Annotated in this window: 29 protein-coding genes and 1 pseudogene; 20 read left to right on the forward strand and 10 right to left on the reverse strand. The window is 63.8% G+C overall.

The annotated features are described in order from the left end of the window. The first annotated feature begins 32 nt into the window (after positions 1 to 32). The 9 genes and pseudogenes from nagZ (at position 33) to surE (ending at position 8,026) form a co-directional block, all read left to right on the forward strand. The gene (nagZ, locus tag J6525_RS11075; protein ID WP_225644344.1) at positions 33 to 1,055 is read left to right on the forward strand and encodes a beta-N-acetylhexosaminidase; all 1,023 of its coding nucleotides are present in this window, start codon (positions 33 to 35) and stop codon (positions 1,053 to 1,055) included. Continuing rightward, positions 1,052 to 1,873 carry a segregation and condensation protein A gene (locus tag J6525_RS11080; protein ID WP_225644346.1) on the forward strand — a complete coding sequence of 274 codons (822 nt, stop codon included), beginning with the start codon at positions 1,052 to 1,054 and terminating at the stop codon, positions 1,871 to 1,873. Before nagZ ends, J6525_RS11080 begins: the two co-directional genes overlap by 4 nt. A gap of 22 nt (positions 1,874 to 1,895) precedes the next feature. Next, positions 1,896 to 2,750 (forward strand): annotated as a pseudogene (scpB, locus tag J6525_RS11085) (SMC-Scp complex subunit ScpB); the annotation flags it as partial. Positions 2,751 to 2,942: 192 nt separating this feature from the next. Continuing rightward, positions 2,943 to 3,176: a twin-arginine translocase TatA/TatE family subunit gene (locus tag J6525_RS11090; protein ID WP_028332136.1), complete on the forward strand. Its 234-nt coding sequence runs from the start codon at positions 2,943 to 2,945 to the stop codon at positions 3,174 to 3,176. Between the two features lie 161 nt (positions 3,177 to 3,337). Next, positions 3,338 to 3,859, forward strand: coding sequence for a Sec-independent protein translocase protein TatB (gene tatB, locus J6525_RS11095; RefSeq protein WP_225644350.1), 522 nt, complete (start codon positions 3,338 to 3,340; stop codon positions 3,857 to 3,859). Then, entirely contained in the window at positions 3,856 to 4,653 is a 798-nt protein-coding gene (gene tatC, locus J6525_RS11100; protein WP_225644352.1) for a twin-arginine translocase subunit TatC, read from the forward strand. Before tatB ends, tatC begins: the two co-directional genes overlap by 4 nt. Before the next feature lie 110 nt (positions 4,654 to 4,763). Further along, a complete protein-coding gene (gene serS, locus J6525_RS11105; RefSeq protein WP_225644354.1) occupies positions 4,764 to 6,200 on the forward strand; it encodes a serine--tRNA ligase in 1,437 nt (478 codons plus the stop codon). A gap of 16 nt (positions 6,201 to 6,216) precedes the next feature. After that, positions 6,217 to 7,179: a hypothetical protein gene (locus tag J6525_RS11110; protein WP_225644356.1), complete on the forward strand. Its 963-nt coding sequence runs from the start codon at positions 6,217 to 6,219 to the stop codon at positions 7,177 to 7,179. Between the two features lie 79 nt (positions 7,180 to 7,258). Then, positions 7,259 to 8,026, forward strand: a complete 768-nt coding sequence (surE, locus tag J6525_RS11115) for a 5'/3'-nucleotidase SurE (RefSeq protein ID WP_028332131.1) — start codon at positions 7,259 to 7,261, stop codon at positions 8,024 to 8,026. A gap of 109 nt (positions 8,027 to 8,135) precedes the next feature. Here surE and J6525_RS11120 read toward each other — a convergent pair whose 3' ends face one another. Further along, positions 8,136 to 8,513 (reverse strand): response regulator, encoded by a 378-nt coding sequence (locus J6525_RS11120; protein WP_026192734.1) that lies wholly within the window; start codon positions 8,511 to 8,513, stop codon positions 8,136 to 8,138. Positions 8,514 to 9,050: 537 nt separating this feature from the next. Between J6525_RS11120 and J6525_RS11125 the strand changes: the two genes are divergently transcribed. Together J6525_RS11125 and J6525_RS11130 are read left to right on the forward strand one after the other, a co-directional pair. Continuing rightward, positions 9,051 to 9,707, forward strand: a complete 657-nt coding sequence (locus tag J6525_RS11125) for a protein-L-isoaspartate(D-aspartate) O-methyltransferase (RefSeq protein ID WP_176936930.1) — start codon at positions 9,051 to 9,053, stop codon at positions 9,705 to 9,707. A gap of 110 nt (positions 9,708 to 9,817) precedes the next feature. Further along, complete coding sequence (locus tag J6525_RS11130; protein WP_076828627.1) at positions 9,818 to 11,209, forward strand: LysM peptidoglycan-binding domain-containing M23 family metallopeptidase; 1,392 nt, start codon at positions 9,818 to 9,820, stop codon at positions 11,207 to 11,209. Positions 11,210 to 11,450: 241 nt separating this feature from the next. Here J6525_RS11130 and J6525_RS11135 read toward each other — a convergent pair whose 3' ends face one another. Next, the gene (locus J6525_RS11135) at positions 11,451 to 12,434 is read right to left on the reverse strand and encodes an ATP-binding protein (protein WP_028342068.1); all 984 of its coding nucleotides are present in this window, start codon (positions 12,432 to 12,434) and stop codon (positions 11,451 to 11,453) included. A 190-nt stretch (positions 12,435 to 12,624) separates the two neighbouring features. Here J6525_RS11135 and yajC point away from each other — a divergent pair, with 190 nt between their 5' ends. Genes yajC through J6525_RS11160 form a run of 5 tightly spaced genes read left to right on the forward strand, consistent with a single transcriptional unit; the run spans position 12,625 to position 16,917 of the window. Continuing rightward, complete coding sequence (gene yajC / locus J6525_RS11140) at positions 12,625 to 12,981, forward strand: preprotein translocase subunit YajC (protein ID WP_026192737.1); 357 nt, start codon at positions 12,625 to 12,627, stop codon at positions 12,979 to 12,981. 39 nt (positions 12,982 to 13,020) lie between these two features. Beyond that, complete coding sequence (gene secD / locus J6525_RS11145) at positions 13,021 to 14,622, forward strand: protein translocase subunit SecD (protein ID WP_016846892.1); 1,602 nt, start codon at positions 13,021 to 13,023, stop codon at positions 14,620 to 14,622. Positions 14,623 to 14,632: 10 nt separating this feature from the next. Further along, the gene (gene secF, locus J6525_RS11150) at positions 14,633 to 15,667 is read left to right on the forward strand and encodes a protein translocase subunit SecF (RefSeq protein WP_028342066.1); all 1,035 of its coding nucleotides are present in this window, start codon (positions 14,633 to 14,635) and stop codon (positions 15,665 to 15,667) included. A gap of 6 nt (positions 15,668 to 15,673) precedes the next feature. Next, positions 15,674 to 16,057: an Mth938-like domain-containing protein gene (locus J6525_RS11155; RefSeq protein ID WP_018271534.1), complete on the forward strand. Its 384-nt coding sequence runs from the start codon at positions 15,674 to 15,676 to the stop codon at positions 16,055 to 16,057. Then, entirely contained in the window at positions 16,054 to 16,917 is an 864-nt protein-coding gene (locus J6525_RS11160; protein WP_225644358.1) for a phytoene/squalene synthase family protein, read from the forward strand. Before J6525_RS11155 ends, J6525_RS11160 begins: the two co-directional genes overlap by 4 nt. Here J6525_RS11160 and J6525_RS11165 read toward each other — a convergent pair. From J6525_RS11165 to J6525_RS11180, 4 genes are all read right to left on the reverse strand, one after another. Further along, positions 16,914 to 17,198, reverse strand: a complete 285-nt coding sequence (locus tag J6525_RS11165) for a DUF1488 family protein (RefSeq protein WP_225644360.1) — start codon at positions 17,196 to 17,198, stop codon at positions 16,914 to 16,916. The genes J6525_RS11160 and J6525_RS11165 overlap by 4 nt on opposite strands. A gap of 87 nt (positions 17,199 to 17,285) precedes the next feature. Next, positions 17,286 to 18,389, reverse strand: a complete 1,104-nt coding sequence (locus J6525_RS11170; RefSeq protein ID WP_225644362.1) for a serine/threonine protein kinase — start codon at positions 18,387 to 18,389, stop codon at positions 17,286 to 17,288. 5 nt (positions 18,390 to 18,394) lie between these two features. Next, positions 18,395 to 19,828, reverse strand: coding sequence for a methylenetetrahydrofolate--tRNA-(uracil(54)-C(5))-methyltransferase (FADH(2)-oxidizing) TrmFO (gene trmFO, locus J6525_RS11175; protein WP_225644364.1), 1,434 nt, complete (start codon positions 19,826 to 19,828; stop codon positions 18,395 to 18,397). A 110-nt stretch (positions 19,829 to 19,938) separates the two neighbouring features. Continuing rightward, positions 19,939 to 20,091, reverse strand: coding sequence for a DUF1127 domain-containing protein (locus J6525_RS11180; RefSeq protein ID WP_016846063.1), 153 nt, complete (start codon positions 20,089 to 20,091; stop codon positions 19,939 to 19,941). A 722-nt stretch (positions 20,092 to 20,813) separates the two neighbouring features. On the opposite strand from J6525_RS11180, the gene J6525_RS11185 reads away from it, so the two are divergent. After that, positions 20,814 to 21,098, forward strand: a complete 285-nt coding sequence (locus J6525_RS11185) for a hypothetical protein (RefSeq protein WP_050384343.1) — start codon at positions 20,814 to 20,816, stop codon at positions 21,096 to 21,098. Positions 21,099 to 21,232: 134 nt separating this feature from the next. Here J6525_RS11185 and J6525_RS11190 read toward each other — a convergent pair whose 3' ends face one another. From J6525_RS11190 to J6525_RS11200, 3 genes are all read right to left on the reverse strand, one after another. Further along, on the reverse strand, positions 21,233 to 22,048 hold the full coding sequence (locus J6525_RS11190) for a lytic murein transglycosylase (RefSeq protein WP_092083396.1): 816 nt from the start codon (positions 22,046 to 22,048) through the stop codon (positions 21,233 to 21,235). 7 nt (positions 22,049 to 22,055) lie between these two features. Continuing rightward, entirely contained in the window at positions 22,056 to 22,196 is a 141-nt protein-coding gene (locus J6525_RS11195; protein ID WP_225644365.1) for a hypothetical protein, read from the reverse strand. 83 nt (positions 22,197 to 22,279) lie between these two features. Continuing rightward, positions 22,280 to 23,191, reverse strand: a complete 912-nt coding sequence (locus tag J6525_RS11200) for a DUF2189 domain-containing protein (RefSeq protein ID WP_076828616.1) — start codon at positions 23,189 to 23,191, stop codon at positions 22,280 to 22,282. A 288-nt stretch (positions 23,192 to 23,479) separates the two neighbouring features. On the opposite strand from J6525_RS11200, the gene J6525_RS11205 reads away from it, so the two are divergent. Both J6525_RS11205 and J6525_RS11210 read left to right on the forward strand, forming a co-directional pair. After that, positions 23,480 to 23,893: a DUF3597 domain-containing protein gene (locus J6525_RS11205; RefSeq protein ID WP_212058276.1), complete on the forward strand. Its 414-nt coding sequence runs from the start codon at positions 23,480 to 23,482 to the stop codon at positions 23,891 to 23,893. A 104-nt stretch (positions 23,894 to 23,997) separates the two neighbouring features. Beyond that, on the forward strand, positions 23,998 to 24,789 hold the full coding sequence (locus tag J6525_RS11210; RefSeq protein ID WP_225644367.1) for a fumarylacetoacetate hydrolase family protein: 792 nt from the start codon (positions 23,998 to 24,000) through the stop codon (positions 24,787 to 24,789). 274 nt (positions 24,790 to 25,063) lie between these two features. On the opposite strand, the gene J6525_RS11215 is transcribed toward J6525_RS11210, so the two are convergent. Further along, positions 25,064 to 25,336 (reverse strand): GNAT family N-acetyltransferase, encoded by a 273-nt coding sequence (locus tag J6525_RS11215; RefSeq protein WP_225644368.1) that lies wholly within the window; start codon positions 25,334 to 25,336, stop codon positions 25,064 to 25,066. A 100-nt stretch (positions 25,337 to 25,436) separates the two neighbouring features. On the opposite strand from J6525_RS11215, the gene J6525_RS11220 reads away from it, so the two are divergent. Next, the gene (locus J6525_RS11220) at positions 25,437 to 26,381 is read left to right on the forward strand and encodes a tetratricopeptide repeat protein (RefSeq protein ID WP_225644371.1); all 945 of its coding nucleotides are present in this window, start codon (positions 25,437 to 25,439) and stop codon (positions 26,379 to 26,381) included. The last annotated feature ends 8 nt before the right edge of the window (positions 26,382 to 26,389 follow it).

The following is a 26,389-nucleotide window of genomic DNA, read 5'->3' on the forward strand; positions in this document are numbered from 1 at the left end:
ACCCGTGAGCTGCATACGGCCTAATCGGCCGAATGACGAACCGCGCATTCATCACGGGCATATCCGGGCTGATCCTCAACGACGCCGAACGCGAATTCATTCGCGCCGAGCGGCCATGGGGCTTCATCCTGTTCAAGCGCAACATCGAGAGTCCTGCCCAAGTGGCGGCTCTTGTTGGGGAACTCCGGTCCGCAGTCAGCGTTTCCGATGCTCCGGTCCTGATCGACCAGGAAGGCGGGCGGGTGCAGCGGCTCGGCCCGCCGCATTGGCCGGCCTATCCGCCTGGCGCGAGCTTTGGGGCGCTCTACGACATCGATCCGAAGCTCGGGCTTGCGGCAGCCCGGCTCAGTTCACGGCTGATTGCGGCCGATCTGACCGATCTCGGAATCACCGTCGATTGCCTGCCCTTGGCCGACGTTCCCGTGGCCGGGGCGGATGCGGTGATCGGCAACCGGGCCTATGGAACCGACCCGGACAAGGTCGTGGCGATCGCCCGCGCGGTCACGGACGGGCTGGAACAGGGCGGGGTGCTGCCGGTTCTCAAGCATATTCCCGGCCATGGCCGGGCCACGGCGGACAGCCATTTCCGGCTTCCGACCGTTGATACCGCTAGGGCCGAGCTGGAACGGACCGATTTTGCCGCGTTCCAGCCGCTTGCGGACCTCCCGATGGCCATGACTGCACATGTTGTGTTTAGCGCGCTCGACCCCGTCCATCCGGCGACGACTTCTGCGACAATCATCGAACAGGTGATTCGCGGCCTGATCGGGTTCCAAGGTTTGTTGATGAGTGATGACGTGTCGATGAATGCGCTGGCCGGATCGATTGCCGAGCGGACCCGCGCCATCGTCACCGCCGGTTGCGACATGGTTCTGCACTGCAACGGCAATATCGACGAGATGCGCGAGGTCGCACGCGAAACGCCGGAACTGACCGGCAAGGCGCTTGAGCGCGCCAATGCGACGCTCGCCGCGCGCAAGCCGCCTGAGCCGCTCGACCGGCAGGCGGCACGGGCTGAACTGGATGCGTTGTTGGATCGGGTAGGGACGGCATGACCGCTGAAATTCTTTCGTTTGATACCGGGCGGCCGGCCGACCTCGCCGAGGGCGAACCGGCGCTGGTGGTCGACGTCGAGGGCTATGAGGGCCCGCTCGACCTGCTGTTGACGCTGGCGCGGCAGCAGAAGGTCGACCTGTCGAAGATCTCGATCCTTGCGCTTGCCGACCAGTATCTTTCGTTCATCGAGGCTGCCCGCAAGATTCGCCTCGAGCTTGCGGCCGACTATCTGGTGATGGCGGCTTGGCTTGCGTTCCTGAAGTCGCGGCTCCTGCTGCCCGAGCCGCCGAGCGCGGAGGGGCCGAGCGCCGAGGAAATGGCGACCGCGCTCGCCAACCGGCTGCGCCGGCTGGAGGCGATCCGCGAGGCGGCGAACCGGCTGATGAACCGGCCGCAGTTCCAGCGCGATATCTTTCCGCGCGGCAATCCGGAATCGATCGCCGAGATCAAGCATCCGAAGTTCACCGCGACCTTGTACGACCTGCTGTCGGCCTATGCCACGCAGCGCGCGTCGCGCGTGCTGACCTCGGTGCATCTGGCCAAGCGGACGGTGTGGTCACTCGCCGAAGCGCGCGCGTCGCTGGAGCGGCTGGTCGGCCTCGCCGAGGACTGGAGCTGCCTCGACGAGTACCTGATGAAGTACGTCGCAGATCCCAAGCAGAAGGCGACGGTGTTCGCATCGAGCTTCGCTGCCGCCCTCGAGCTGGTTCGCGAGGGTGAGATGGAGATCAACCAGAAGCAGGCGTTCGCGCCGATCTATTTCCGAAAACGTCAAGCGCAGGCCGCAATGGCGGCGCCGGACCTGTCGGTTGAGTAAGTGGAAGAAGGAGAGCAAGCCCATGGCAAGCTTGGCGGAAGTGCGCAGAGAAGAGCCCGAGGAGGAGGTTTCTCCTATGGATCCGGTGGCGCGTCCTGAGGAATTGCGGCTCCTGGAAGCCCTGTTGTTTGCATCGGCCGAGCCGATCGATCAGGCAACGCTGGCAAAGCGGATGCCCGACGGCGTCGACGTCAAGGCGGCGCTCGCGCAGCTGCAGGCGGAATACGCGCCGCGCGGCGTCAACCTGGTGCGTGTCGCCAACAAGTGGACGTTCCGCACCGCCGGCGATCTGTCGTGGCTGATGACGCGCGAAAGCACCGAAACCCGGAAGCTGTCGCGTGCAGCGATCGAGGTGCTGGCGATCGTTGCCTATCACCAGCCGGTGACTCGCGCCGAGATCGAAGAGATTCGCGGCGTGGTCACGTCAAAGGGTACGATCGACGTGCTGCTCGAGACCGGCTGGATCCGGCCGCGTGGCCGCCGCAAGACGCCGGGCCGTCCGCTCACCTTCGGAACCACCGACGCGTTCCTGTCGCAGTTCAGCCTGGAAGCACTCGGCGACCTGCCAGGGCTCGAGGAGCTGAAGGGCACGGGTCTGCTCGACTCGCGTCTGCCGACCGGATTTTCCGTTCCGTCGCCGTCGGATGACGCGACGCTGCGGGAAGACGAGGAGCCGCTCGAGCCGGGTGATACGCTGGAACTGTTGCTGGCGCCGGCGGTCGAGCCGGAAGCCGAGGAACCGAAGGCCGACGCAGAAACGGCTGATGAGGTTGGGACTGCTGAGGCCGAAACGACCGCCCAAGCGGAGGTCGAGGCGGACGTTCCCTCTGACGCGGATGCGGCCGAACCTGACACCGGCGAGCCGGAAGACCGCGCCGACCACGCGGGTGATGACGCCGACACCGAGGATAAGGGCGAATAAGCCTGAATATTCCCGGTTAAGCCTAGCAATATTACGTAGCCGCGACAGCGATTTGCCGCGGCCGAGGTCCTTGTTTTTGACACCCCGCGGGCCTACCTTCCGGCAAAGTTCAGGCCGGTCCGCCGGCCATTTCTGGAGGGTTGCAGGATGGGTTCGTTGAGCATTTGGCACTGGATCGTCGTGATCGCAGTGGTCCTGCTGCTGTTCGGACGCGGCAAGATTTCCGATCTGATGGGTGACGTCGCCCAGGGCATCAAGGCCTTCAAGAAGGGCATGCAGGACGACGACAAGGTCGCCGAGAAGACCGAGCCCACCAAGTCGATCGATCACAATGCGGCGCCGTCGGCCGCGCGCCAGGACGTCGGCAGCAAAGCCGTCTAACGCGCTTGTACTGACGCATATTTCGACGTTTTTTCTTGCGCGAAACGGTGACGCCGTCGCACAGACGCGCTATGGACGCCGATTGAGAAAAGGCGCCGGCAGCCCCAGATCCTGTTGGGAGCGATGGGGCTCGATGGCGGCGCGCTTAGGCGGAAGAATTCATGTTCGATATCGGGTGGAGTGAACTGGTCGTCATCGCGGTCGTCGCGCTGATCGCCATCGGCCCGAAAGAACTGCCGGGCGTGCTGCGCATGGTTGGGCAATGGATGGGCAAGGCCCGCAAGATGGCCTCCGAATTCCAGGGCCAATTCCAGGAAGCCATGCGCGAGGCCGAGATGGCCGACCTCAAAAAGAGCTTCGACGAGGTCAAGGAGGCCGCAACCGGCATCACCAGCGGCAACATCATGACCTCGCTGCAGAAGGACGTCAGCGACGCGCTGCAGATCGACAAGCCGGTCGATGCGCAGGTCGCGTCCGCAATCGACGCACCGGTGGCGTCAAGTGACACACCGGTGACGCCCACGACTCCCGCCGAGCCGACGCCGGAAACCTTCGTCGAGGCCGAGGCACATGCGGCCGCCAGCGAGCCGCTCGCGATCACCAATGAGGTGAAGAGCGAGCCGGCGCCGCAGGACGTGACGCCGGTACAGCGCGACGCGCTCAAGGACGCGAGGGCGTCATGAGCGCCGAAGACATCGAGGCCAGCAAGGCCCCCTTGATGGATCACCTGATCGAGCTGCGCTCGCGGCTGATCAAGGCGCTGCTTGGCTTCGGCGTAGCCTTCATCATCTGCTTCTTCTTCGCCAAGCAGATCTACAACGTGCTGGTCTGGCCGTTCGTCTGGATCGCGGGGCCGGAGAATTCGAAGTTCATCTACACCGCGCTGCTGGAATATTTCATCACCCAGCTGAAGCTCGCATTGTTCGGCGCCGGCTTCATCTCGTTTCCGATCGTCGCCACCCAGATCTACAAATTCGTCGCGCCCGGCCTCTACCGGCATGAGCGCAACGCGTTCCTGCCGTATCTGATCGCCACCCCGGTGTTCTTCGTGATGGGCGCGGCGCTGGTCTATTTCGTCGTGCTGCCGATGCTGGTGCGGTTCTCGCTCGGCATGCAGCAGGCCGGTGGCGCGGAGACCGCGCAGATCCAGCTGCTGCCCAAGGTCGGCGAATATCTTTCGCTGATGATGTCGCTGATCTTCGCCTTCGGCATCGCGTTCCAGCTGCCGGTGATCCTGACGCTGCTCGGCCGCATCGGCATCGTCACCTCGAAGATGCTGAAGGAGAAGCGGCGCTACTTCATCGTGATCGCCTTCATCATCGCCGCCGTGCTGACGCCGCCCGACGTGCTGAGCCAGGCCTCGCTCGCGATCCCGCTGCTCGCGCTCTACGAGGGCGCCATCATCGCGGTCCGGATCGTGGAAAAGAAGGCCGCGACCTCGAATGCCTCGTCCGGGGCGACCAATGCGGCTGAGTAGGGCCGTCTTCGCTGTTCCAAAATCGCCCCATTCGGGGTACTGCAGACGCACACAACCATCGGCACAATTGCTGGTAGTTAGCGACACCGCGGCCAGGGCCAAAAATACTCATGCACGACATCAAATGGATCCGAGAAAACCAATCAGAGTTTGACTGGCGGCTAGCAAGGCGCAACCTCGACGAGGAGGCTCGTCGCCGATTTTCGGCAGACAACATACTCTCGATTGATAATCGTCGGCGAGCGATTGTTCGTGTGCATGAGGAAGCTTTGACTCGGCGGAAAGCCGCTTCGAAGGAAAATGAGATCGCGAGGAAGAACAACGACCAAGTCGCTGTCAAGCGGCTGACTGACGAAGTGTTGGAGTTAAAGACCACGATCGCCACCACTGAAAAAGAAGAAAGGGATGCGGCCAAAGAACTGCGCGATCTGCTCGCGGAAATTCCAAATCTTCCACTTGAAGAAGTACCCGATGGAACTGATGAGCACGGGAACGAGCGGCATCACATCTTTGGCCAAGGGCGTGAATACGCGTTTGCACCAAAGCCGCACGATGATCTAGGAAACGCACTCGGCAATATGGATTTCGAGAGCGCAGCGAAGCTATCGGGCTCCCGGTTCGTGGTGCTCAAGAAAGGATTGGCGCGGCTGGAGCGAGCGATTGGTCAATTCATGCTCAACCTCCACACCAACGAACACGGTTACACGGAAATAAGTCCGCCGCTCCTCGTGCGTGATGACGTGATGTTTGGTACGGGGCAACTGCCAAAATTTGAAGAGGATCAGTTTCAGACGGCTCGGGGTATGGCCAGGGGGCTAAACCTGATGAAAGCTGAGATCGATCACTTAGGGAAAATAATAAAGGGAGAGGCGCGGGATGCAGACCGGCAATCGTCGGTCGAAAATTTCTACGGCACCGAGCGCACCCAAAACCTCTGGCTTATCCCCACGGCGGAGGTGCCACTCACCAACCTCGCGCGCGAATCCATCCTCGACGAGAAGGAACTGCCGATGCGGCTCACCGCGCTGACGCCGTGCTTCCGTGCCGAAGCCGGCGCGGCGGGACGCGATACGCGCGGCATGATCCGCCAGCACCAGTTCACAAAGGTGGAGCTGGTGTCGATCACGACGCCGGAAGCCAGCAAGGATGAGCTGGAGCGCATGCTGTCCTGCGCCGAGCAGGTTCTGCAGAAGCTCGACCTGCATTATCGTGTGATGACGCTGTGCGCCGGCGACATGGGCTTCTCCGCGCAGAAGACCTACGACATCGAGGTGTGGATGCCGGGGCAGGGCGACGGCGGCGCCTATCGCGAGATTTCGAGCTGCTCGGTATGCGGCGATTTCCAGGCCCGCCGCATGGACGCGCGCTATCGCGCCCCCGACGGCAAGCCGCGCTTCGTGCATACGCTGAACGGCTCCGGCACGGCGGTCGGGCGCGCTCTGATCGCCGTCATGGAGACCTATCAGCAGCAAGATGGTTCGATCGCGGTGCCCGATGTGCTGCAGCCCTATATGGGCGGGCTCAAGGTCATCGAGCACGGCATGTGAGGCGAGGGCCAGTGTGATGCCGCTGCACCGTGACATCCACTGGCTAGGTCGACAATGGGCCGTCACGGGCCACGGTCTGCAGCTGATCAATCAGAAGCAGATGGGCTATTACGACATCGAAGCCGCGCGCCTGTGGGACGCGCGCGTGACCGAGGTGCAATCGAAGGCCTGGATCGACAGGCCGGACTTCGACAAGGCGCTGGAGATCGCGCGCGGCAAGTTCGCCCAATTGGCGCCGGCAGATCTGCCGCCACCACCTGCACCGATTGCGTCGCCGCCACCGCCGGTCCGGGCGACGCCGCCGGCCGCGCCGCGCGCGCCGCTTGACGCGACATCGGTGCCCTCGATCGAGGAGCTGCTGGCCAGGCTGAAATCGAAATCGGCTGCGACGGCGCCGGTCGCAAAACCTGGCGAAGCGGTGGCTCCGGTGCCGCCCAAACTCGAACCGCTCAGGGATGAGCCTCGCGCGTTTGAAGCTCCGAAAACCGAGTCGCTCGCGACCGCACCCGCCAAGGCCGATTCCATCACGGCCGATCCCGTCAATTCCGAGCTCTCCCCATCGGAGCTTCCGAAGCCTCCCAAGCCTGAGCCTCGCCAAACCGCACCAATTGCTCTTGAGCCGCCCAAGGTTGAAGCTCCCAAGGTTGAAGCTCTCAAATCTGAAGCTCCCAAGGTTGAAGCAAAGCCTGAACCTGCCAAGCCTGAACCTGCCAAGCCTGAACCCGCCAAGCCCGAGCCTCCAAGGTCAGAAGCTGTCGCGTCCCGAGGTCTCGGGGCCGAACTGCGTCAGACCCCACGGGTCAAAGTGCCAGAGGCGCCGCGGCCAACGCCCGTGATCGCGGTTGCTCGGCGGCCGGCCAGGGCGGCCTGGCCAGTGTTCGAGCGCAAGATCGCCGGCAGCGCGCGATTTGTCCGTCCATGGCGCGTGACGTCGGCACGATGGCGCGGGCCATCGCCAGGTTTGCCTCCGCGGCCCTAGCCGGTTAAGACGGCAGTCAACTCAAGAAGCCGCAGCGTAAGATACCCGCGCCGCATCGGAACAAGAGGCACTTTGACGGATGCGAATTCTCTGCACCAATGATGACGGCATCCATGCTCCAGGCCTGCAGGTCGTCGAGCAGATCGCACGCGCGTTGTCCGACGACGTCTGGATCGTTGCCCCCGAGCTCGATCAGTCCGGCGTCTCGCATTCGCTGTCGCTCAACGATCCGCTGCGTCTGCGCGAGGTCAGCCCGCGTCACTTCGCGGTGCGCGGCACGCCGACCGATTGCGTCATCATGGGCGCGCGCCACATTCTCGGAGACAAGCTGCCCGATCTCGTGCTGAGCGGCGTCAACAAGGGCCGCAACGTCGCCGAGGACGTGGTCTATTCCGGCACCATCGCCGGCGCGCTCGAAGGCACCATTCTGGGCTTTCCGTCATTCGCGCTGTCGCAGGAATTCTCGATTGAGACGCGCAACGCGCCGCTGTGGGACACCGCGCTGAAATTCGGACCCGACATCATTCGCAAGGTGATCGGCGCCGGCGTCCCCAGAAACACCGTCATCAACGTCAACTTCCCGTCCTGCATGCCCGATGACGTGAAGGGTATCCGGATCACGCGGCAGGGCAAGCGCAATCAGGGGTTCCTAAAGATCGATCGCCGTCACGATGGACGCGGCAATCCATATTTCTGGATCGGCTTCGAGCGCGCGGCGATGATGGATGCGCCGGCCGAAGGCACCGATCTCGCCGCGCTTGCGGCGCGCTACGTCTCGGTCACACCGCTGCGGCTCGATCGCACCGATGAAGCATTTTCGGAAACGCTGATTGATACGCTGAAGTAATCCTCGGGGAATCTGTAGCCGGGATGGAGCGAAAGCGAAATCCGGCACCCGTGTTGTGAAGTCCCCGGATTACGCTTCGCTCCATCCGGGCTACGCGCGCAACTTGCCGTTAAACCGGCGCGCCCTTCATCGCGCTGGAGATCACCTGGGCCAGCGTTTCCAGCTGGAAGGGCTTTTGCAGCGCCGGACGGTCGCGATACTCCGGAGGCAGGCCGGACGAGCCATAGCCGGTCGCGAAGATGAAGGGGCGGTTGCGGGCGTTGATCAGTTCGGCGACCGGGGTGATCACCTTGCCATTGACGTTGACGTCGAGGATCGCGAGGTCGAATTCGGTCGATTGCGCAAGCTTGACCGCTTCGCCGATCTCGCCGGCCTCGGCCGCAACGCTATGGCCGAGTTCCTCCAGCATATCGGCGACCATCATCCGGATCATGACCTCGTCCTCTACGAGGAAAACTGAACAGCCCGCCGGCCGTATCGCTGTCATGATGGAATCCTTGCCCTTCCCTGAATCAGGCTCGCAAATAACATTACAGCGCGCAATGCAAACGTTCGGGAATTGGTCCTTTTCCGGCGCGCCACAGCGTTTTCCGCATCGCGCTGGCGGGCTTTGCTGCGCAAGATTTGCCCAACAGCCAACGAGGTGTGTTGACCCTACGAGCGCCCTGATCTGCGCCACCCAGACGTTAACTGCGCATCGCCGCCGATTATATGTGAGGGAGCCGGGCCGGCGCCAATGCCAAATCTGGCGATGGGTTCCTGGCCGGGAACAAAACGCGACGGGAAATTTTTCCTTAACGCGGTATTTCGGATTTCAATGGCATCTAGTGTCCCGAATCCGAAGTTCGCATCATTTGCCGCACGTTCGGAGCGAACTTCGGATTCGATAAGGACACTAGCAAACTTATGATTCTAGTGTGCTTTATGAATGCGAAGTTCGTGAAAGTGGCTGCCGCGAAATCGCACGAACTTCGCATTCAGCACACTAGAGGGCAAGATTCCGCGCTGCCGCCCAGAGACGCTGATGAACATGGCCGTGAACCCCGATCCGACCGAGAAGATGATGTTTCAGCTGACCCTGCGGCGGCGTGGGGTGAGCGATCAGGCGGTGCTGCGTACGATGGAGGAGGTGCCGCGCGAGGTCTTCGTCGATCCGCGCGATCGCAACGAGGCCTATCGCGACAGCGCGCTTGCGATCGCCTGTGGGCAGACTATCAGCCAGCCTTTCGTCGTGGCCTACATGACCGAGCAGTTGAAACTGCAGAAGGACCATCGCGTGCTCGAGATCGGCACCGGCTCGGGCTATCAGGCGGCCGTGCTGTCCCGGTTGTGCAAGCAGGTGCTGACCATCGAGCGCTACCGGACGCTGGCCGACGGCGCCCGCAAGCGCCTCGAAAAGCTGGGTTATTACAATATCGAGGTGCTGCTCGGGGACGGCTTCGACGTTCCGGCCGGGGCAGGCGACTTCGATCGCATCATCGTCACCGCCGCGATGGAGCAGATCCCGGAGAAGCTCTTGGAGCGGCTCGAACCCGGCGGCATCCTGATCGCCCCGGTCGGGCCGCATCAGGGTATCCAGACCCTCGTCCGCGTGGTGCGGACCGAGAACGGCTTCGACCGCAAGGAATTGGTCGACGTCCGCTTTGTGCCGGCGTTGCCGGGAATCGCGCGCGAATTGTAAATTTGGCGATTTGCTGCTTGGCACCAACGCCTTATTCGCAGGGTTAAGCGGTTATTTACTCGGTACGTGTTTACTCAAAACAGTCTTTTGTTGCGTACGAGTGAGTAACCATGTCTGGGGTTGTTGAGTTGCTTCGCTCGCGTCGCGTACCGCAGGTTGCGGTGCTGACGCTGATGTCCATGGCTTTTGCCGGTTGCAGCGCCGATATGTCGTCGCGCTTCTCGCAAAACTCCTACTCGCAAAATCCGTTTGCGTTTGATCCGCAGCCGACCGGCACCGTGCAGCAGGCGCCGCCGCCGCGCGAGTTGCCGCAATACGCGCGGCCGCGAACGCAACCGCAGTATTCGCAATACCAGTCACAGCCGTTGCCGCCGCCGGTCGCAGCGGCGCCGCAGTCCTATCCGGTCGCCAATGGCAATGCCGGCGTCTCCGGAGGAGGGCGCGGGGTCTCGTCCTACACGCCGCCGCCCGCGCGTCCGCAGATCGAATCCACCGGCACCGTTCCGCATTCGGTCGCCGCAGCCCCTGCCGGGCACAACGGCACCACCATCATCGTCGGCACCAGCGATACGCTGGAAGTGCTGGCACGCCGCTACAACGTCTCGACCGCCGAGATCCTGCGCGCCAACGGCTACAAGGGACCGCGCGCGCTGTCGCCCGGCCAGCAGCTGGTCATTCCGCGCCCGACGGCGTCGGCCGCGGCGCCCGCAATGGCCGCACCGGCCGCGCGCCCTGTCGCCGTGGCAGCCGCGCCCGCCGGCGTCCACTATGTCAATCGCGGCGACACGCTGCACAGCATCGCGCGCCAGCACCACATTCCGGTGGCCGAACTCGCCCGCGCCAACAATCTCGACCAGTCGGCCCGGCTGAGCCTCGGCATGAAGCTCGTGGTGCCCGGCGCCAAGACGGCGATGGCGGCACCCGCGCCCGTTGCGCAACCTGTTGCCGCCGCGCCGGTTGCTGCCGTGGCTCCGGCGCCGGCGGTCGCGGCCCCGAAGGTTGTTGCAACCGCGTTGCCGCAGCAGAGCGCGCGGCTGGTCCAGCCGACCGCGACGGTCGAGCAGCCGGCGGCCGCCGCTGAAGCGCCCGTCGTCACCAAGTCGAGCGAGGCCACCGGCGCGTTGCCGACCTTCCGCTGGCCGGTGCGAGGCAAGGTCATCACCGCCTACGGCTCGAAGACCAACGGCAAGGTCAATGACGGCATCAACGTCGCGGTGCCCGAGGGCACGCCGGTGAAAGCGGCCGAAGACGGCGTCGTCGCCTATTCGGGCAATGAGCTGAAGGGCTACGGCAATCTCGTGCTGGTCCGTCATTCCAATGGCTACGTCACCGCCTACGCCCATGCGAGCGAAATCCTGGTGAAGCGCGGCGATACCATCAAGCGCGGTCAGGTGATTGCCAAGTCGGGCCAGTCCGGCGAGGCGGGCTCGCCGCAGCTCCACTTCGAGATCCGCAAGGGATCGTCGCCGGTGGATCCGCTCCAGTTCCTCAACGGCGCGTAAGCTACGCGTCGGGACTTCAAGGGACTTCCAAGTCTCACAACAAAGACAGCGGGGGAGGCGCAAGCCTCCCCCGCTTTGTTTTGACGATTGGAGCGACGATTACTTGCCGCTCGGCCGCGTAGTCCGGATGGAGCGAAGCGAAATCCGGGAGCTCACTCGCGGCGTGCGCCGATCCCGGATTGCGCTGCGCTCCATCCGGGCTACACAGGCGATGACGGGAGGGCTATGCCTCCCATTCCTGTTAATTGCCACTAAGCCGCACGCCGAGCCGGCCTGCGAGCTCCTGCGTGTACTGCCAGGCGACGCGGCCCGAGCGCGAGCCGCGGGTGGTCGACCATTCGAGCGCCTCGCGCTCGAGTTCGTCCTCGGCGATCTTGATGCCGTAATGGTCGCAATAGCCCTTCACCATCGCGAGGTATTCGTCCTGGCTGCAGCGATGGAAGCCGAGCCAGAGGCCGAAGCGGTCCGACAGCGACACCTTTTCCTCGACCGCTTCGCCGGGATTGATCGCGGTCGAGCGTTCGTTCTCGATCATCTCGCGCGCCAGCAGATGCCGCCGGTTCGAGGTCGCATAGAGGATGACGTTGTCGGGGCGCCCCTCGATGCCGCCTTCCAGCACGGCCTTCAGCGACTTGTATGAGGCATCGTTGCCGTCGAACGAGAGGTCGTCGCAGAACACGATGAAGCGGAAGGAGGAGCTGCGCAGCAGCTCCATCAGGCCGGGCAGGCTCTCGATGTCCTCGCGGTGGATCTCGATCAGCTTCAGCCGGTCGGCCGGCTTGCGGTCGAGATTGATGCTGGCATGGGTGGCCTTGACCAGCGACGACTTGCCCATGCCGCGGGCGCCCCAGAGCAGCGCATTGTTGGCGGGCAGGCCGTCGGCGAAGCGCTCGGTGTTCTCCATCAGGATATCGCGCATCCGGTCGACGCCCTTGAGCAGGCCGATCTCGACGCGGCTGACGCGCGGCACCGGGGCGAGGCGCCCGTCCGGATGCCAGACGAAGGCGTCCGCGGCGCCGAAGGTCTCGGCCGGATCGAGGGCCGGGGAGGCGTCCGCGAGGCGGCTGGCGATGACCTCCAGGGCGTTCGCGATCCGCTCGGCCGCTGCGCCGTCGAGCGCCGTTACCGGGCGTTTTGTCGCGGCGTTTTCAGCGCGCTTGGCGGCAGCCTTGGGGGTGGTTTTGCGGGTTGTTTTACTGGTCGTTTTCTTGGCTTTTTTCGGCATTTGTCCAGTTCCTGACGGCGCAGCCTTATCGGGCTGGCGGCGGTCCCGCAAGCGCCCTAAATGAAGGTCCGTTAACGTTGCAATTGGGACCGCGGCCGCTATAGTCCGCGCGAATTTGTCCGGACCGCCATACCGCCCCGAATCCGAGGGCGCTGCCGGTTCTTTCCCGTCTTATCCGAGGATCGTCCGAATGCTGATTACTCCTGCGTTTGCCCAGGCTGGAGCGACTGGTGACACCAACAGCATGTTGATGTCGCTGCTGCCATTCGCGCTGATCTTCGTCATCATGTACTTCCTGATTCTGCGCCCGCAGCAGAAGAAGGTGCGCGACCATGCGGACCTCGTGAAGAACATCCGCCGCGGCGACACCGTGGTGACCTCGGGCGGCCTGGTCGGCAAGGTGACCAAGGTGGTCGACGACGACCAGATCGAGTTCGAGATTTCGGACGGCGTTCGCGTGCGCCAGATGCGCCAGATGATCTCGGGTGTGCGTACCAAGGGTGAGCCGGCGAAGGGCGACGCCAAGGACGAGGCGTCCGCGAGCTGATCGCCGCGGCGCCTTTTTGGAATCTGACGGGTCAACTCGATGTTGTATTTCACGCGGTGGCGAGCGCTGGGGATTATCCTGACAGCGCTGGTGGTCTGCCTGTGCGCCGTGCCCAATTTCTTCCCCGAAGCGCAGGTGAAGACCTGGCCTGCCTGGGCGCAGCGGCGCCTGGTCCTCGGCCTCGATTTGCAGGGCGGCTCCTATCTGCTGCTCGAAGTCGACTCCAACTACGTGAAGAAGGAGAAGCTCGACCAGATCCGCGACGATGTCCGGAAGGTGCTTCGTGAAGCCAAGATCGGCTACACCGGCCTCAACACGCGTAACGACGCGGTGGAAGTCCGCATCTCCAAGGAAGGCGACCAGGCGACGGCGCTGTCGAAGCTCCGCGAGCTGTCGCAGCCGCTCGGCGGCCTGCTCGGCTCCAGCGGCCAGCGCAGCCTCGAGGTTGCCGACGCCGGCGGCGGCCTGATCCGCCTGACGGTCCCGCAGGCCGCGATCACCGAGCGCATCCGGCAGACCATCGAGCAATCGATCCAGATCGTCGAACGGCGCGTCAACGAGCTCGGCACGGTCGAGCCGGTGATCCAGCGTCAGGGCACCGACCGCATCCTGGTCCAGGTGCCGGGCCTGCAGGACCCGACCCGCCTGAAAGAGCTGCTCGGCAAGACCGCGAAGATGGAATTCCGCATGGTCGACAGCTCGGTGTCGCCGGACCAGGCCCAGCAGGGCCGCCTGCCGCCGGACTCCGAACTCTTGATGAGCGCGTCACCGCCGCCGGTTCCGTATGTCGTCAAGAAGCAGGTCCTGGTTTCCGGAGGCGAGCTCTCCGATGCGCAGCCAGGCTTTGACCAGCGCACCGGCGAGGCGATCGTCAGCTTCAAGTTCAATACGTCGGGAGCGCGCAAATTTGCCCAGGCGACGGCCGAAAACGTCGGCCAGCCGTTTGCGATCGTGCTCGACAACAAGGTGATCTCGGCACCCGTGATCCGTGAACCGATCACCGGCGGACAGGGCCAGATCTCCGGCAGCTTCACCGTGCAGTCGGCCAACGATCTGGCGATCCTGATGCGTGCCGGCGCGCTGCCGGCGCCGCTGACCGTGATCGAAGAGCGTACCGTCGGTCCCGGCCTCGGGCAGGACTCGATCGAGAAGGGCGAGCTCGCGGCCTATGTCGGCTCGATCCTGGTCATCGTGTTCATGCTGATCACCTATCGGCTGTTCGGCGTGTTCGCCAACATCGCGGTGGCGATCAACGTCGCCATGATTTTCGGACTGCTGTCGCTGCTCAACGCCACGCTGACGTTGCCGGGCATCGCCGGCATCGTGCTGACCGTCGGCATCGCGGTCGACTCCAACGTGCTGATCTACGAGCGCATCCGCGAGGAACTGCGCGGCGGCCGCAACGCGATCTCGGCGATCGACGCCGGCTTCAAGCGGGCGCTGGCGACCATCCTCGACTCCAACATCACCACCTTCATCGCCGCCGCCGTACTGTTCTACATCGGCACCGGACCGGTGCGCGGCTTTGCCGTGACGCTCGGCATCGGCATCATCACCACGGTGTTCACCGCCTTTACCCTGACGCGCCTGATCGTCGCCGGCTGGGTGCGGTGGAAGCGGCCGCAAACCGTGCCGATCTGAGAGGCCTGTTGTGACTCATACCGTTCTCATTGGCCTTGGTATCCTGATTACCGTGCTGACCGTGGTCGCGGCGCTCGGCCTGCTGCCGGCGCTGCGCATCGTGCCTGACGACACGCATTTCGACTTCACTCGCTTTCGCCGCATCAGCTTCCCGATCTCGGCGCTGCTCTCGATCCTTGCCATCACGCTGTTCTTCACCCACGGCCTGAATTTCGGCATCGACTTCAAGGGCGGTACGCTGCTGGAAGTGCAAGCCAAGTCCGGCACCGCCGATATCGCCGCGATGCGCACGACCTTGAACGGCCTTGGGCTCGGCGAGGTGCAGCTGCAGCAGTTCGGCGGTCCGGCGGAAGTCCTGATCCGCGTCGCCGAGCAGCCCGGCGGCGACAAGGCGCAGCAGGATGCGGTGACGAAAGTGCGCGGCGCGCTCGGCGAATCCGTCGATTACCGTCGCGTCGAGGTGGTGGGACCGCGCGTCTCCGGCGAACTGCTGGCCTACGGCATGATCGGCCTGATGTTCGCGATCATGGGCATCCTGATCTACCTATGGTTCCGGTTCGAATGGCAGTTCGCGCTCGGCGCCATGATCGCCAATGTCCACGACATCGTGCTCACGATCGGCTTTATGTCGATCACCCAGGTCGATTTCGACCTCACCAGCATCGCGGCGCTGCTGACGATTCTCGGTTATTCGCTCAACGATACCGTCGTGATCTACGACCGTATCCGCGAGATGCTGCGGCGCTACAAGAAGATGCCGATGCCGCAGCTGCTGAACGAATCGATCAATTCGACGCTGTCGCGCTCGATCATCACCCACGTCACCGTGACGCTGGCTTTGCTCGCGCTGCTGCTGTTCGGCGGCCAGGCGATCCACAGCTTCACCGCGGTCATGATGTTCGGCGTGGTGCTGGTCGGCACCTACACCTCGATTTTCATCGCGGCGCCGATCCTGATCTATCTCGGTGTTCACACCACGCGGGGTGGAGAGGCGGCGCAGGACGCGCCGGCCAAGAAGCCGGACACGGCGGCAGCCAAGAAGTAGCCGGTCATGAGCAACTCCTCGGACGCTCCCCATCTTCCGAGGTCGGCGCCGATCGAGGCCTACGGCAAGGGCGGCTTCGCGTTTGCCGATATGTCGCACCGCGGCTCGCTCTTGTGCCTGCCTGACTCGATCTGGGCCTGGCCGGTCACCAGGCCGCAAGAGATCGACGAATACTCGCTGCAAAAGGTGTTCGCGGCCGCCAATGCGATCGACACGCTGATCGTCGGCACCGGCACCGACGTCTGGGTCCCGCCAAAGGGCCTGCGCGAGGCTCTGCGGGCCGTGCGGGTGGTGCTCGATCCGATGCAGACGGGACCTGCGATCCGCACCTACAACATCATGCTGGGCGAGCGGCGTCGCGTCGCGGCGGCGCTGATCGCGGTGCCATGAGCGCGACAGAGGCACCGAAGGACGGCGCGGCCTTCTGCGCCGATCTGGTGCGGAGCCATGACTTCGTGCGCTACGCGTCGACCTTGTTCCTGCCGGGTCCGGAACGGCGCGCGATGCTTGCGATCTACGCCTTCAACATCGAGGTCTCGCGCGTGCACGAGCAGGTCAGCCAGCCGCTGCCCGGCGAGATGCGGCTGCAATGGTGGACCGACATGCTGGCCGGTGCGGGCCATGGCGGCGTCGAGGGCAATCCGGTCGCGGCAGAACTGCTGCACACGATCCGCAATCACCGTCTGCCGGTCTCGCCATTCTCGCGGCTGGTCGAGGAGCACCAGTTCGATCTCTACAACGACCCAATGCCGTCGCTGGCCGCGCTCGAGGGCTATCTCGACGCCACGACCTCAGTGTTGTTCTCGCAGGCGACGCGCGTGGTGGCGCGGCCGTCGGAGGCGATCGATCATCTGGCCCGTCATGCGGGTCTTGCCCAGGGCATGGCTCAAGTCATCGCTTCGCTCGGCCGCGACGCCTCACGGCATCAGCTGTTTCTGCCGTTACAGCTGCTGCAGCAGCACGGCGGCAGCAAGGAGGAGGTGTTTGCCGGCAAGGTGACGCCGAACATCCGTGCCGCGATCGATCAGCTTGCGGACGAGGCCCAGGGCCATCTCAAGACCTCGTTCGGGCTGCTTGCGGATGTTCCGTCCGGCGTGAGGCCGATCTTCCTGCCGCTCGCCCATGTCAGGCGCGAGCTGAACCGGGCGAGGAGGGAGGACTACGACCCGTTCCTGCCGAAGCCGGTTTCGCGCCTGCGCACGCTCTGGACGTTGTGGCGAGCCGCGCGCACGGAGGAGTTCGGTCGCTAGCTCTGCGCTTTCGGGATGTGCTTGGTGAAGATCCGGATCGTTATGCCCTTGACCATCGGGCCACTGTCATAGATGTCGGATGCGATCTGTTCGACCGCGTCGCGCAGCGCAACGAACTGGGCTTGCCGCGCCATGCTCGCCGTTCCGCGCGTGCCGGCCAACTCGTCCAGTGCGGCGTCGCTGATCTGGCATTCGATTTCCTGGTCGCCGTTCATCATGGTGAATCCGAACGCCAGTCGTTCGGAATCGTATCCCCCGATCCGGCCACGGGTGAGTGGCATTAAACTTGTCCCTTGAGCGCGCTACCCCTCGCAAAGAGTGAAGCTTCGCGCCGCGTTTGTCGAGGGCCACGCGCCGACAAGCGCGCGCTAACCTGCCGGCCGGTCCATCTCGGCGACTTCAAAATTGAAGCGGTCGCGCAGATTCTTGCGTTGCTCGAGGATGTCCTTGAGGAACTCTCGATCGGCGTCGCTGCGCATCATCGGTTCGATCAGGTCGATCTGGTTCATGGCGACGAGCTGCAGGATTTCGGTGCGCGGCTTGCCGGCGGCATCGCGCGGCAGCGCGTGCACGACCTGGATGTGTTCGGGCGGCTTGACGCCCCTGGCGGCGGTAAGCTCGTTGCGCAGCGTCTTTTCCAGCGCGGACTGGTCCGCCTCGACGAAGGCGTAGAGTCCGACGCCGACGCGCCGGTCGGCGAAGGCGACGATCGCGGTGTCGCGCACCTGCGGATTCCTGCGGATCAGATCGATCAATACCGGGGCGTCGTTGACCAGCCTCCGGCCGCCGCCTTCGCGGTCGGTGAAATTGAAGATGCCGCGCGTGATCGCCTGATAGACCTTCTTGCCGGTCTTGAGCCAGATGCTGGCGACCGCGGACTTCTTTGCGAGCACCTTGCGCTCTTTCGGCGTCAACGCCTCCGGCGCGTAGCTGCGCTTGTGCTTCAACAGATGCCGCAGATCCTCATAGGCGGCGATGCGGAACAGCCGGCTGCGGGTCTTGAAGCAGGCGGCAAGCTGGAAGTCGGTGAGGTAGGCGCGGCCATCGCGGCCGACCAGCCAGTTCTGCTCCTTGGCGAGATCGTTGTGGCAGATGCCGGCGCGGTGCAGCTTGCGCAACGCGGCCTTGGCGGAACGGAAATAGGCGACATCGCCATGCGGCTTCGCCAGATGCAGCGCCGCGCCGTCGATGAAGCCGCGCACCAGCGCGCGACGGCCGGCCCACAACAGCTTCGGCCCGACGTCGAGATCGCGCGCCAAGGTCAGCGCGCGGCGCTCGCGGGAGAACAGATGCAGCGCCAGGCCGAACGACCAGAACGGCACCTGATCGAGCCGGCGCAACACGCCGTCGACCTCGCCGTCATCGGCGCGGAAGCGGCCGCGCTCGACGGTCGAGAACACGTCGCGCTTGAGCAGCACGCCCTGGCTCCACCGCACCGACAGGGTGGCGTCATCGTCTTTCGGCAAGCTCATGACTGTCAGGCCGCTGCAGCAACGCGCAGATGCTCTGCGATCCAGTGGTCGAGATCGGCGAGCGCGCGTGCGCTGATTGCCTGCTTTTTGGCGACGGTCTTCTCGTTGCCGCGCAGCCGCGAGCCGTCCGGCTTCTTGCTCGGCGCACTGGCCAGCGGCGGGAACAGACCGAAATTGATGTTCATTGGCTGGAACGAGCGCGAACCGGCCTCGATCGTTTCGATGTGGCCACCGGTGATGTGGCCGAGCAGCGCGCCGAGCGCGGTCGTCGCCGGCGGCGGCGTCAGCGCGGCACCATTCATGTCGGCGGCGGCGCAGAGGCCGGCGATCAGGCCGACGCTGGCCGACTCGACGTAACCCTCGCAGCCCGTCATCTGCCCGGCGAAGCGCAGCCGCGGCTGCGCGCGCAGACGCAGCTGACCGTCGAGCAGCTTTGGCGAGTTCAGGAAGGTGTTGCGATGCAGGCCGCCGAGGCGGGCGAACTCCGCGTTCTCAAGGCCAGGGATGGTGCGGAACACGCGCTGCTGCGCGCCGTGCTTCAGCTTGGTCTGGAAGCCGACGATGTTGTAGAGCGTGCCGAGCTTGTTGTCCTGCCGCAGCTGGACGATCGCATACGGCTTGACGGTCGGATTGTGCGGATTAGTCAATCCCACCGGCTTCATCGGCCCGTGGCGCAGCGTCTCGTGACCGCGCTCGGCCATCACCTCGACCGGCAGGCAGCCGTCGAAATAGGGCGTGTTGGTCTCCCAGTCCTTGAAGTCGACCTTCTCGCCGTCGAGCAGCGCCGCGACGAAGGCGTCATACTGCTCCTTCGTCATCGGGCAGTTGATGTAGTCCGCGCCGGTGCCGCCGGGGCCGACCTTGTCGTAGCGCGACTGAAACCAGGCCACCGACATGTCGATGGAGTCCTTGTGCACGATCGGCGCGATCGCGTCGAAGAATGCCAGCGCGCTCTCGTCTGTGAGCTGCCTGATGGCGTCGGCAAGCGGTGCCGAGGTGAGGGGGCCGGTCGCGACGATGACGTTGCTCCAGTCGGTCGGCGGCAGCCCTGCGACTTCCTCTCGGCTGATCTCGATCAGCGGATGTTCGTTGAGCGCCTTGGTGACGGCGGTCGAAAAGCCGTCGCGGTCGACCGCCAGCGCGCCGCCGGCGGGCACCTGGTTGGCGTCGGCCGAGCGCATGATCAGGGAGCCCAGCCGCCGCATCTCCGCGTGCAGCAGCCCGACCGCGTTGTTGGCGGCATCGTCGGAGCGGAAGGAGTTCGAGCAGACCAGTTCGGCGCAGCCTTCGGTCCGATGCGCCTCGGTCATCCGGTGCGGGCGCATTTCGTGCAGCACGGCGCGTACGCCGGCATTGGCGACTTGCCAGGCGGCTTCCGAGCCGGCGAGCCCCGCGCCCACGATGTGCACGGGTTGGGAAGAGGATTGATGCGGTGTCATCGCGCAGCGTTAGCGCGTTTTGATCTCACATGCATCTGAAACCGCACCACAAACGACAACGCCCGCTGTGGAAGCGGGCGTTATCCGTTTAGCAGATGGCTTGCGGCCGATTAGCCGTTGTAGGTGCCGGCGGCAACGCGCGGAATGTCCGAGCGGTCGAGGCCGATATCGGCGAGTTCGCGATCGCTGAGCTGGGACAGTTCGCTGACATTGCGCTGATAATCCCGGAAAGCCTGGATCATGCGGATGAGCGAGAGCAACATGGTAGTCTCCTAGTAATTCAGATTCAGCTTTTCAAAAGCCTCATCGTTGAAGTGAATATAGATGATATAGTGCAGTGCGGTAGTTCCGATGTTGCGATGCAGCTAAGCTCAAAACGCATAGCGGCGGTAAGTTCCGGTTAACCGTTTGGCGCATCGAGCCAGGTCCGGTGGACCAAAGTTCCGCAGAGCCGGGCGACGGCGTCAAAATCTTCTTGAGATCAGTGAGTTAGCAGAATGGTGGTGGCTTGAACTACGCCGTTCATATGGTAATTACGGACCGTTCGGTCAAGGGATGACGCGCGTCTGACGCCAGATCACGGCGGCGTGTTCCATGCGTGATTCGCATGCAGAATATTTGCTGTATGAATGATTTAATATTCATAATATGATGGGGGGGCACCTAGACGGACGCAGCGTCAATCAGTCGCATTGACCACGGAGGTAATTCGGTCCTTCTCGCCACCCAGATTTTCGACTAGCGCGCGAACGGGCTACTGATTATCGGAAGTGCGACTCGATTGAAGTGAACGCGCCCAGCAATGCTATCGCGGCGGCGCTTCCTTACCGACATGTAATCAAAACACTATGCAACGCATGCGCGATACGCGCGCAGCGCTCATCACATTTGTATCGCGCGAAGTTCATTCTGAACGGTGCCGGGAACAGCGAATAATCGTTCGGCAGATTCCGCAATCACGCTGGGATCTGTCCAAGAACAATAGATGGATCATCCCATGATTAAGACATTGATCGCAGCAGCCACCGTGGCTGCCGTTGCCTACGCTGTCGCTCCCGCTCAGGCCGCGCATCGTCATCACGCGGGCCTCGGCTGCAGCGGTGCCAATCTCGGCAAGACCGAAGCTGCAGTCGAAGCTATGGCTGACAATGAGGTCAAATTCGCGGCGGAGAAGGAAGTCTCGCTCGCCCAGGACGCGATGCTGAACAACAAGTGGGGCGCTTGCGGCGCGCATCTCAGCAAGGCTGCCGAAGCCAGCACGGCGAAGTAGGTTTTGATCATAGCGATAAGGGCCGATTGCCTGGGGCAGTCGGCCCTTTTTGATTCATCCGTAGCTGGACCAGCTTTGATCTAGTCAGAGCAGAAGGTTGGCCTCGCTGCGCCGCTCAAGCTGGTGTGAAAGCGCTACGGAGCTTTGGCGAGCTGGGTGGCGAAGTAGCCGATCGTCTTGGCGTAAACCTCGCTCTTGTTCCACTGCTGGATCACCGCAAAATTCTCGCTGCCGGGCTCCCAGCCCTTGCCCTTCTTCCAGCCATAGCTCTTCAAATAGTTCGCCGTCGACGCCAGCACGTCGGGCACGTTGTGCAGGAGGTCGCGCTTGCCGTTGCCGTCAAAGTCGACCGCGAACTTGATGTAGGACGACGGCATGAATTGAGTCTGGCCGATCTCGCCGGCCCAGGCGCCGCGCATCTCCTGCGGCGGCAGATCGCCGCGCTCGACGATGCGCAAGGCATCCATCAACTCGGCCTTGAACATGTCGGAGCGGCGGCAATCATAGGCGAGCGTCGCCAGCGAGCGTATGGTCGGAAACTTTCCGGTGTTGACGCCGAAATCGGTCTCCAGTCCCCAGATCGCGACCAGGATTTCGCCCGGTACGCCGTAGGTCTCCTCGATTCGCGACAGCACCGAGCCGTAGCGCTTCATCATGTCGGAGCCGCGGTTGAGCCGCGGAGGCACCATGCGGCCCGAGAATTGCTCGAAGGTCTGGCTGAACACCTGCTGCGAATGGTCGCGGGCGAGGATCGCCTTGTCCTGCGTGACGCCAGCCAGCCCGGCCTGGATCGCGTTCTGCGAAATGCCCTTCGTCGCAGCCTCTTTCTTGAAATCGTCGAGCCAGGATTCGAACGTGCCCGTGCCGCATTGAGCGGCCAGCGCCGATGCCGTCGAGGTCAGGAGCCACGCGCCGATGGCGAGCGTGCGAAAGCAAGAGCGAGAGGTCATAGGCAATTCACTCCGGAGTCTGCGATGTCATCGATTGGTCGCGAAAGGCGGCGGGTATGTTCGCGGCAACAGCGGCCAAAACAAGGCTCGTGACCGAGCCGTTTTTTCTCAGGCCGCGCTGCAAATGCCACGCCAGTTTCACACCCATTTGACGATCCTGAACGACAAACCGCCGGCCGAACATATCGGCCGGCGGTTGCTTTGACGTTTACGAATCCGGGTTAGCGGCGCTTAGCCGCGATCGCTGCGCCGCCACGGAAACAGATTGGCCGGAAAGTCCGCGGCGGGCTTGCGCTCGCGCGGTTCGGGGATCACCGGCCGCGCATTCGGATCCTTGACGATGACCTCGCGATAGAGATGCCAGGTGGCGTGACCGAGCAGCGGGATCACCACGGCAAGCCCGAGGAAGAACGGGATCGTGCCCAGCACCAGCAGCACCGCGACGATCAGGCCCCAGGCCGCCATCGGCACCGGGTTCTGTGCGACGGCGCGCATCGACGTCACCATGGCTTCGCCGGCGGTCGCCTGGCGGTCGAGCATCATGGGGAAGGCGATCACGCTGATGCAAAGCGCGACGAGCGCGAACAGGAAGCCGACGCCGCAGCCGACCACGATGAGCCACCAGCCTTGCTGGGTGGTCAGCACGCGCGCGGCAAAATCGGGAATGTTGGCCGCGGTCTCATAGCCGAACACCGCCGTGTAGATCGCCTGGGCGGTGGCGATCCAGGTCACGAACAGCGCGAACAGCAGCGTTCCGACCCCAAGCATCGCGCCGAATGACGGTGAGCGGAATACCTCCATGGCATCCCAGGCAGATGCTTCCCCGCCGTCCTCGCGGCGGCGGCTCATCTCGTAGAGGCCGATGGCGGCAAACGGGCCGAGCAAGGCAAAGCCCGCGGCCAGCGGAAACAGCAGGGGCAGCACGGAATAGCCGTGCACGGTGCGCGCAAGCACGAGGCCGAGCACCGGATAGATCAGGCAGAGGACGATGGCGTGACTTGGCACCGCCTTGAAGTCTTCCCAGCCGAGACGCAGCGCATGATGCAAATCGGACAGGCCGATGGTGCGGATGACCGGCGCAGACGCGGCGCCTTGTCCGCTCTGCGTCATCGAACTGACATTGCCTTGGTATGACGTGGCCATGGTCGTTGTCTCCCTCTGGGCGGTCGCATCTGGCGCCCGGCACGCGGGCACAAACCTGCCGCCTCTCGAAGCGATCACGATCAAGCCAGACGCGAAAGACAGAGCAGGGAACTGGCCGTGTCGCGAACTGTAAAACGAGGGTACTCCCAAACTGTGCCAAAAGCACTCACGCTTAAGTGAATGTCGCATTGGCAAGCTATGGAGGGGGCGATAGACTTGAACTGCGACCTCGGTCAGCTGGCTCGTTGCCGTGCGACCTTCACATCTCAACTCTCTTGGGAGCGAACGATGAGCATTTTCGGAAAAATCATGGGCGCGATCTTCGGCAGTAGCGCCACCGCTGCGCCCGCCGGCGGAACGGCCACAAGCGCAGCTCCCGCCGGTGGATCCGGCAGCGCATCGTCGTCTCCTGCCGCAGTGCCCGCCGGCGCGGCGCCGGCGCAGTCCGTCGACGTCGCCCCGATCCTCGACAAGGCGGTTGCCGCCAAGGGCGAGAAGCTCGAGTGGCGGACCTCGATCGTCGACCTGATGAAGGCGCTCGACATCGACTCCAGCCTGTCGGCCCGCAAGGAGCTCGCCAAGGAGCTCGGCTACACCGGCGACACCAACGATTCCGCCAGCATGAACATCTGGCTGCACAAGCAGGTGATGACCAAGCTCGCGGCCAATGGCGGCAAGCTGCCCCCCGACATCAAGCACTGACGGATCATCCGTCCGCGCATAGAAAGGGCCCGCGCCAACGCGGGCCCTTTTTTATCGATCGGCGAACATCTATAGATCGGCCAACAACAACAAGGAGAACGCCCATGACTGATCTCGATCGCCGGACGATGCTTGCGACCGGCGCCCTCGCACTGGCCGGCGCCGCCGCGCAATCCGCGCCTGCCCATGCCGAGGCCGCGCCGAAGGCGATGTTTCCGGTCGCGGCCGTGACGATCCCGATCGTCGGCGCCAGCGAGGTGTTCCAGGTTCGCCGCATCTACTGCATCGGCCGTAACTACGCCGCGCACGCTATCGAGCGCGGTTCGGATCCGACGCGCGAGCCGCCGTTCTTCTTCCAGAAGCCGACGGATGCGATCCAGAATGTCGCGATCGGCACCGTGGCCGATCATCCCTATCCGTCGCTGACCAAGAACTATCACCACGAGGTCGAGCTGGTCGCCGCGCTGAAATCCGGCGGCACCAATATTCCGGCCGACAAGGCGCTCGATCACGTCTATGGCTACGCGCTCGGCCTCGATATGACGCGGCGCGATTTGCAGAACGGCATGGCCGCGGAGAAGAAGCCGTGGGAGATCGGCAAGAGCTTTGACCATGCCGCGGTGCTCGGGCCGATCCATCCGGCTGATAAGACCGGCCACTTCACGCATGGCGCGATCTCGCTCGCGATCAACGGCACGGTGCGACAAAGCTCGGATCTGAAGAACATGATCTGGAGCGTCGCCGAGCAGATCGCAAAGCTGTCCGAGGCATTCGAGCTGAAGGCCGGCGACATCATCTATTCCGGTACGCCGGAGAACGTCGGCCCGGTGGTCAAGGGCGACGTGCTGCTGTGCAAGCTCGAGGGCCTGCCCGACATGTCGATCAAGATCGTCTGACGAACGCGGCGCAAAAGCGTTTTCGAGCGAAGTGGATACCGGTTCGCGTAAAGAAAACGCGTCATAAGGAGCAGCTAGAGCCCCGTTCCGCTTCCATCGGAACGGAAGGGGCTCTAGTGTCCCGAATCCGAAGTTCGCATCGTTTGCCGCACCTTCGGAGCGAACTTCGGATTCGATAAGGACACTAGCAAACTTATGATTCTAGTGTGCTTTATGAATGCGAAGTTCGTGAAAGTGGCTGCCGCGAAATCGCACGAACTTCGCATTCAGCACACTAGCCGGCAAGGTCCGCGTATTCCGGATGCTTGTTGAGGTAATCAACCACGAAGCCGCAGCCGGCGATCACCTTGCGGCCGTCGGCGCGGATCAGATCCAGCGCACCCTTGACCAGCTCCGATGCGATGCCGCGGCCGCGCAGGGCGCGCGGTGTCTCGGTATGGGTGATGATGACGGCCGCGGGCGTCCGCCGGTAGTTCGCGAAGGCGAGGCCGCCCTCGGTGTCGAGCTCGAAGCGGTTTTGGTTCCTGTTGTCGCGGACGCCGGCCATCGCAAAATCCCGGGTTGATTCACAGCCCTGATGTAAGCGTGTGAACCCGCCTGTGCAAAGCCGCGACCAACCCGCAAATTGGCATTTGTGGATTGACGATATGCGCATTTTGACCTGCCTGACCGCCGTATTGCTCGGCGCCGCCCTGACGCTTCCAGACCCGCCGCAAGCCGCCGCCGGCGACGATCCGAGCTGGCAGACCTGCGTCGACCTGACGACGGCACCCGGCGACCGCGTGGCCGCCTGCACCACGGTGATCGACGGCAAGACCGAGACCGGCAAGCGGCTGGCCGGGGCGTATTGCAATCGCGGCCATGGGCTGACCGAGAAGCGCGAGCTCGATGCAGCGCTCGCCGATCTCAACGAGGCCATCAAGCTCGATCCCGCCTATGCCTGCGCCTACACCAATCGCGGCCGCGTCTACGCCTTCAAGCGCGATCTCGATCATGCGATTGCCGATTACGACGAGGCGATCCGCATCGATCCGGCGTTCGCGCTGGCCTACAACAATCGCGGCGATGCCTGGCTCAACAAGGGCGATCTCGACCGCGCGCTGGCCGATCTCAGCCTCGCTATCAAATACAATCCGCAGCTCGCCACCGCCTACGGCAATCGCGGGTTCGTCTACTACCGCAAGCGCGACGCGGCGCATGCGATCGCCGACTTCACCACCGAGATCAAGCTCGAGCCCAACGTGCTCGCCTACATCAATCGCGGTAATGTCTATCGCGATACCGAGCAGCTCGATCGCGCCGCCGCCGACTATGGCGAGGCTGCGAGGATCGCACCGACCGATGCGCGCGGCTGGCGCAACCGCGGCATGATCCGTCTCTTTCAAGGGGACAACAAGGGCGGGCTCGCCGATTACGACAAGGCGCTGCAATACGATCCGAACGACGTCTATTCCTGGAACAATCGCGGCCAGGCCAAGCTGCGGCTCGGCGACAAGAAGGGCGCGGCGGCCGATTTCCGCAAGGCGCTCGAGCTGCAGCCCGACTTGCAGAGCGCCAAGGGAGCGCTGGCGCGGCTCGGCGGAGCGCGGTGACATCTTGC

It is taken from the genome of Bradyrhizobium australafricanum (assembly GCF_020329495.1).
Lineage (GTDB): Bacteria > Pseudomonadota > Alphaproteobacteria > Rhizobiales > Xanthobacteraceae > Bradyrhizobium > Bradyrhizobium australafricanum.

Coding starts and splice junctions, on each gene's coding strand:
- J6525_RS11190 (WP_092083396.1), bottom strand. CDS start 22,048: ATGACCTCTCGCTCTTGCTTTCGCACGCTCGCCATCGGCGCGTGGCTC.
- J6525_RS11135 (WP_028342068.1), bottom strand. CDS start 12,434: ATGCCGAAAAAAGCCAAGAAAACGACCAGTAAAACAACCCGCAAAACC.
- J6525_RS11125 (WP_176936930.1), top strand. CDS start 9,051: ATGAACATGGCCGTGAACCCCGATCCGACCGAGAAGATGATGTTTCAG.
- tatC (WP_225644352.1), top strand. CDS start 3,856: ATGAGCGCCGAAGACATCGAGGCCAGCAAGGCCCCCTTGATGGATCAC.
- J6525_RS11120 (WP_026192734.1), bottom strand. CDS start 8,513: ATGACAGCGATACGGCCGGCGGGCTGTTCAGTTTTCCTCGTAGAGGAC.
- trmFO (WP_225644364.1), bottom strand. CDS start 19,828: ATGACACCGCATCAATCCTCTTCCCAACCCGTGCACATCGTGGGCGCG.
- J6525_RS11090 (WP_028332136.1), top strand. CDS start 2,943: ATGGGTTCGTTGAGCATTTGGCACTGGATCGTCGTGATCGCAGTGGTC.
- J6525_RS11185 (WP_050384343.1), top strand. CDS start 20,814: ATGGATCATCCCATGATTAAGACATTGATCGCAGCAGCCACCGTGGCT.
- nagZ (WP_225644344.1), top strand. CDS start 33: ATGACGAACCGCGCATTCATCACGGGCATATCCGGGCTGATCCTCAAC.
- J6525_RS11155 (WP_018271534.1), top strand. CDS start 15,674: ATGAGCAACTCCTCGGACGCTCCCCATCTTCCGAGGTCGGCGCCGATC.
- yajC (WP_026192737.1), top strand. CDS start 12,625: ATGCTGATTACTCCTGCGTTTGCCCAGGCTGGAGCGACTGGTGACACC.
- J6525_RS11130 (WP_076828627.1), top strand. CDS start 9,818: ATGTCTGGGGTTGTTGAGTTGCTTCGCTCGCGTCGCGTACCGCAGGTT.
- tatB (WP_225644350.1), top strand. CDS start 3,338: ATGTTCGATATCGGGTGGAGTGAACTGGTCGTCATCGCGGTCGTCGCG.
- J6525_RS11220 (WP_225644371.1), top strand. CDS start 25,437: ATGCGCATTTTGACCTGCCTGACCGCCGTATTGCTCGGCGCCGCCCTG.
- J6525_RS11210 (WP_225644367.1), top strand. CDS start 23,998: ATGACTGATCTCGATCGCCGGACGATGCTTGCGACCGGCGCCCTCGCA.
- J6525_RS11165 (WP_225644360.1), bottom strand. CDS start 17,198: ATGCCACTCACCCGTGGCCGGATCGGGGGATACGATTCCGAACGACTG.
- J6525_RS11195 (WP_225644365.1), bottom strand. CDS start 22,196: ATGGGTGTGAAACTGGCGTGGCATTTGCAGCGCGGCCTGAGAAAAAAC.
- J6525_RS11110 (WP_225644356.1), top strand. CDS start 6,217: ATGCCGCTGCACCGTGACATCCACTGGCTAGGTCGACAATGGGCCGTC.
- J6525_RS11180 (WP_016846063.1), bottom strand. CDS start 20,091: ATGTTGCTCTCGCTCATCCGCATGATCCAGGCTTTCCGGGATTATCAG.
- J6525_RS11170 (WP_225644362.1), bottom strand. CDS start 18,389: ATGAGCTTGCCGAAAGACGATGACGCCACCCTGTCGGTGCGGTGGAGC.
- J6525_RS11160 (WP_225644358.1), top strand. CDS start 16,054: ATGAGCGCGACAGAGGCACCGAAGGACGGCGCGGCCTTCTGCGCCGAT.
- J6525_RS11205 (WP_212058276.1), top strand. CDS start 23,480: ATGAGCATTTTCGGAAAAATCATGGGCGCGATCTTCGGCAGTAGCGCC.
- surE (WP_028332131.1), top strand. CDS start 7,259: ATGCGAATTCTCTGCACCAATGATGACGGCATCCATGCTCCAGGCCTG.
- J6525_RS11080 (WP_225644346.1), top strand. CDS start 1,052: ATGACCGCTGAAATTCTTTCGTTTGATACCGGGCGGCCGGCCGACCTC.
- J6525_RS11200 (WP_076828616.1), bottom strand. CDS start 23,191: ATGGCCACGTCATACCAAGGCAATGTCAGTTCGATGACGCAGAGCGGA.
- J6525_RS11215 (WP_225644368.1), bottom strand. CDS start 25,336: ATGGCCGGCGTCCGCGACAACAGGAACCAAAACCGCTTCGAGCTCGAC.
- serS (WP_225644354.1), top strand. CDS start 4,764: ATGCACGACATCAAATGGATCCGAGAAAACCAATCAGAGTTTGACTGG.
- secD (WP_016846892.1), top strand. CDS start 13,021: ATGTTGTATTTCACGCGGTGGCGAGCGCTGGGGATTATCCTGACAGCG.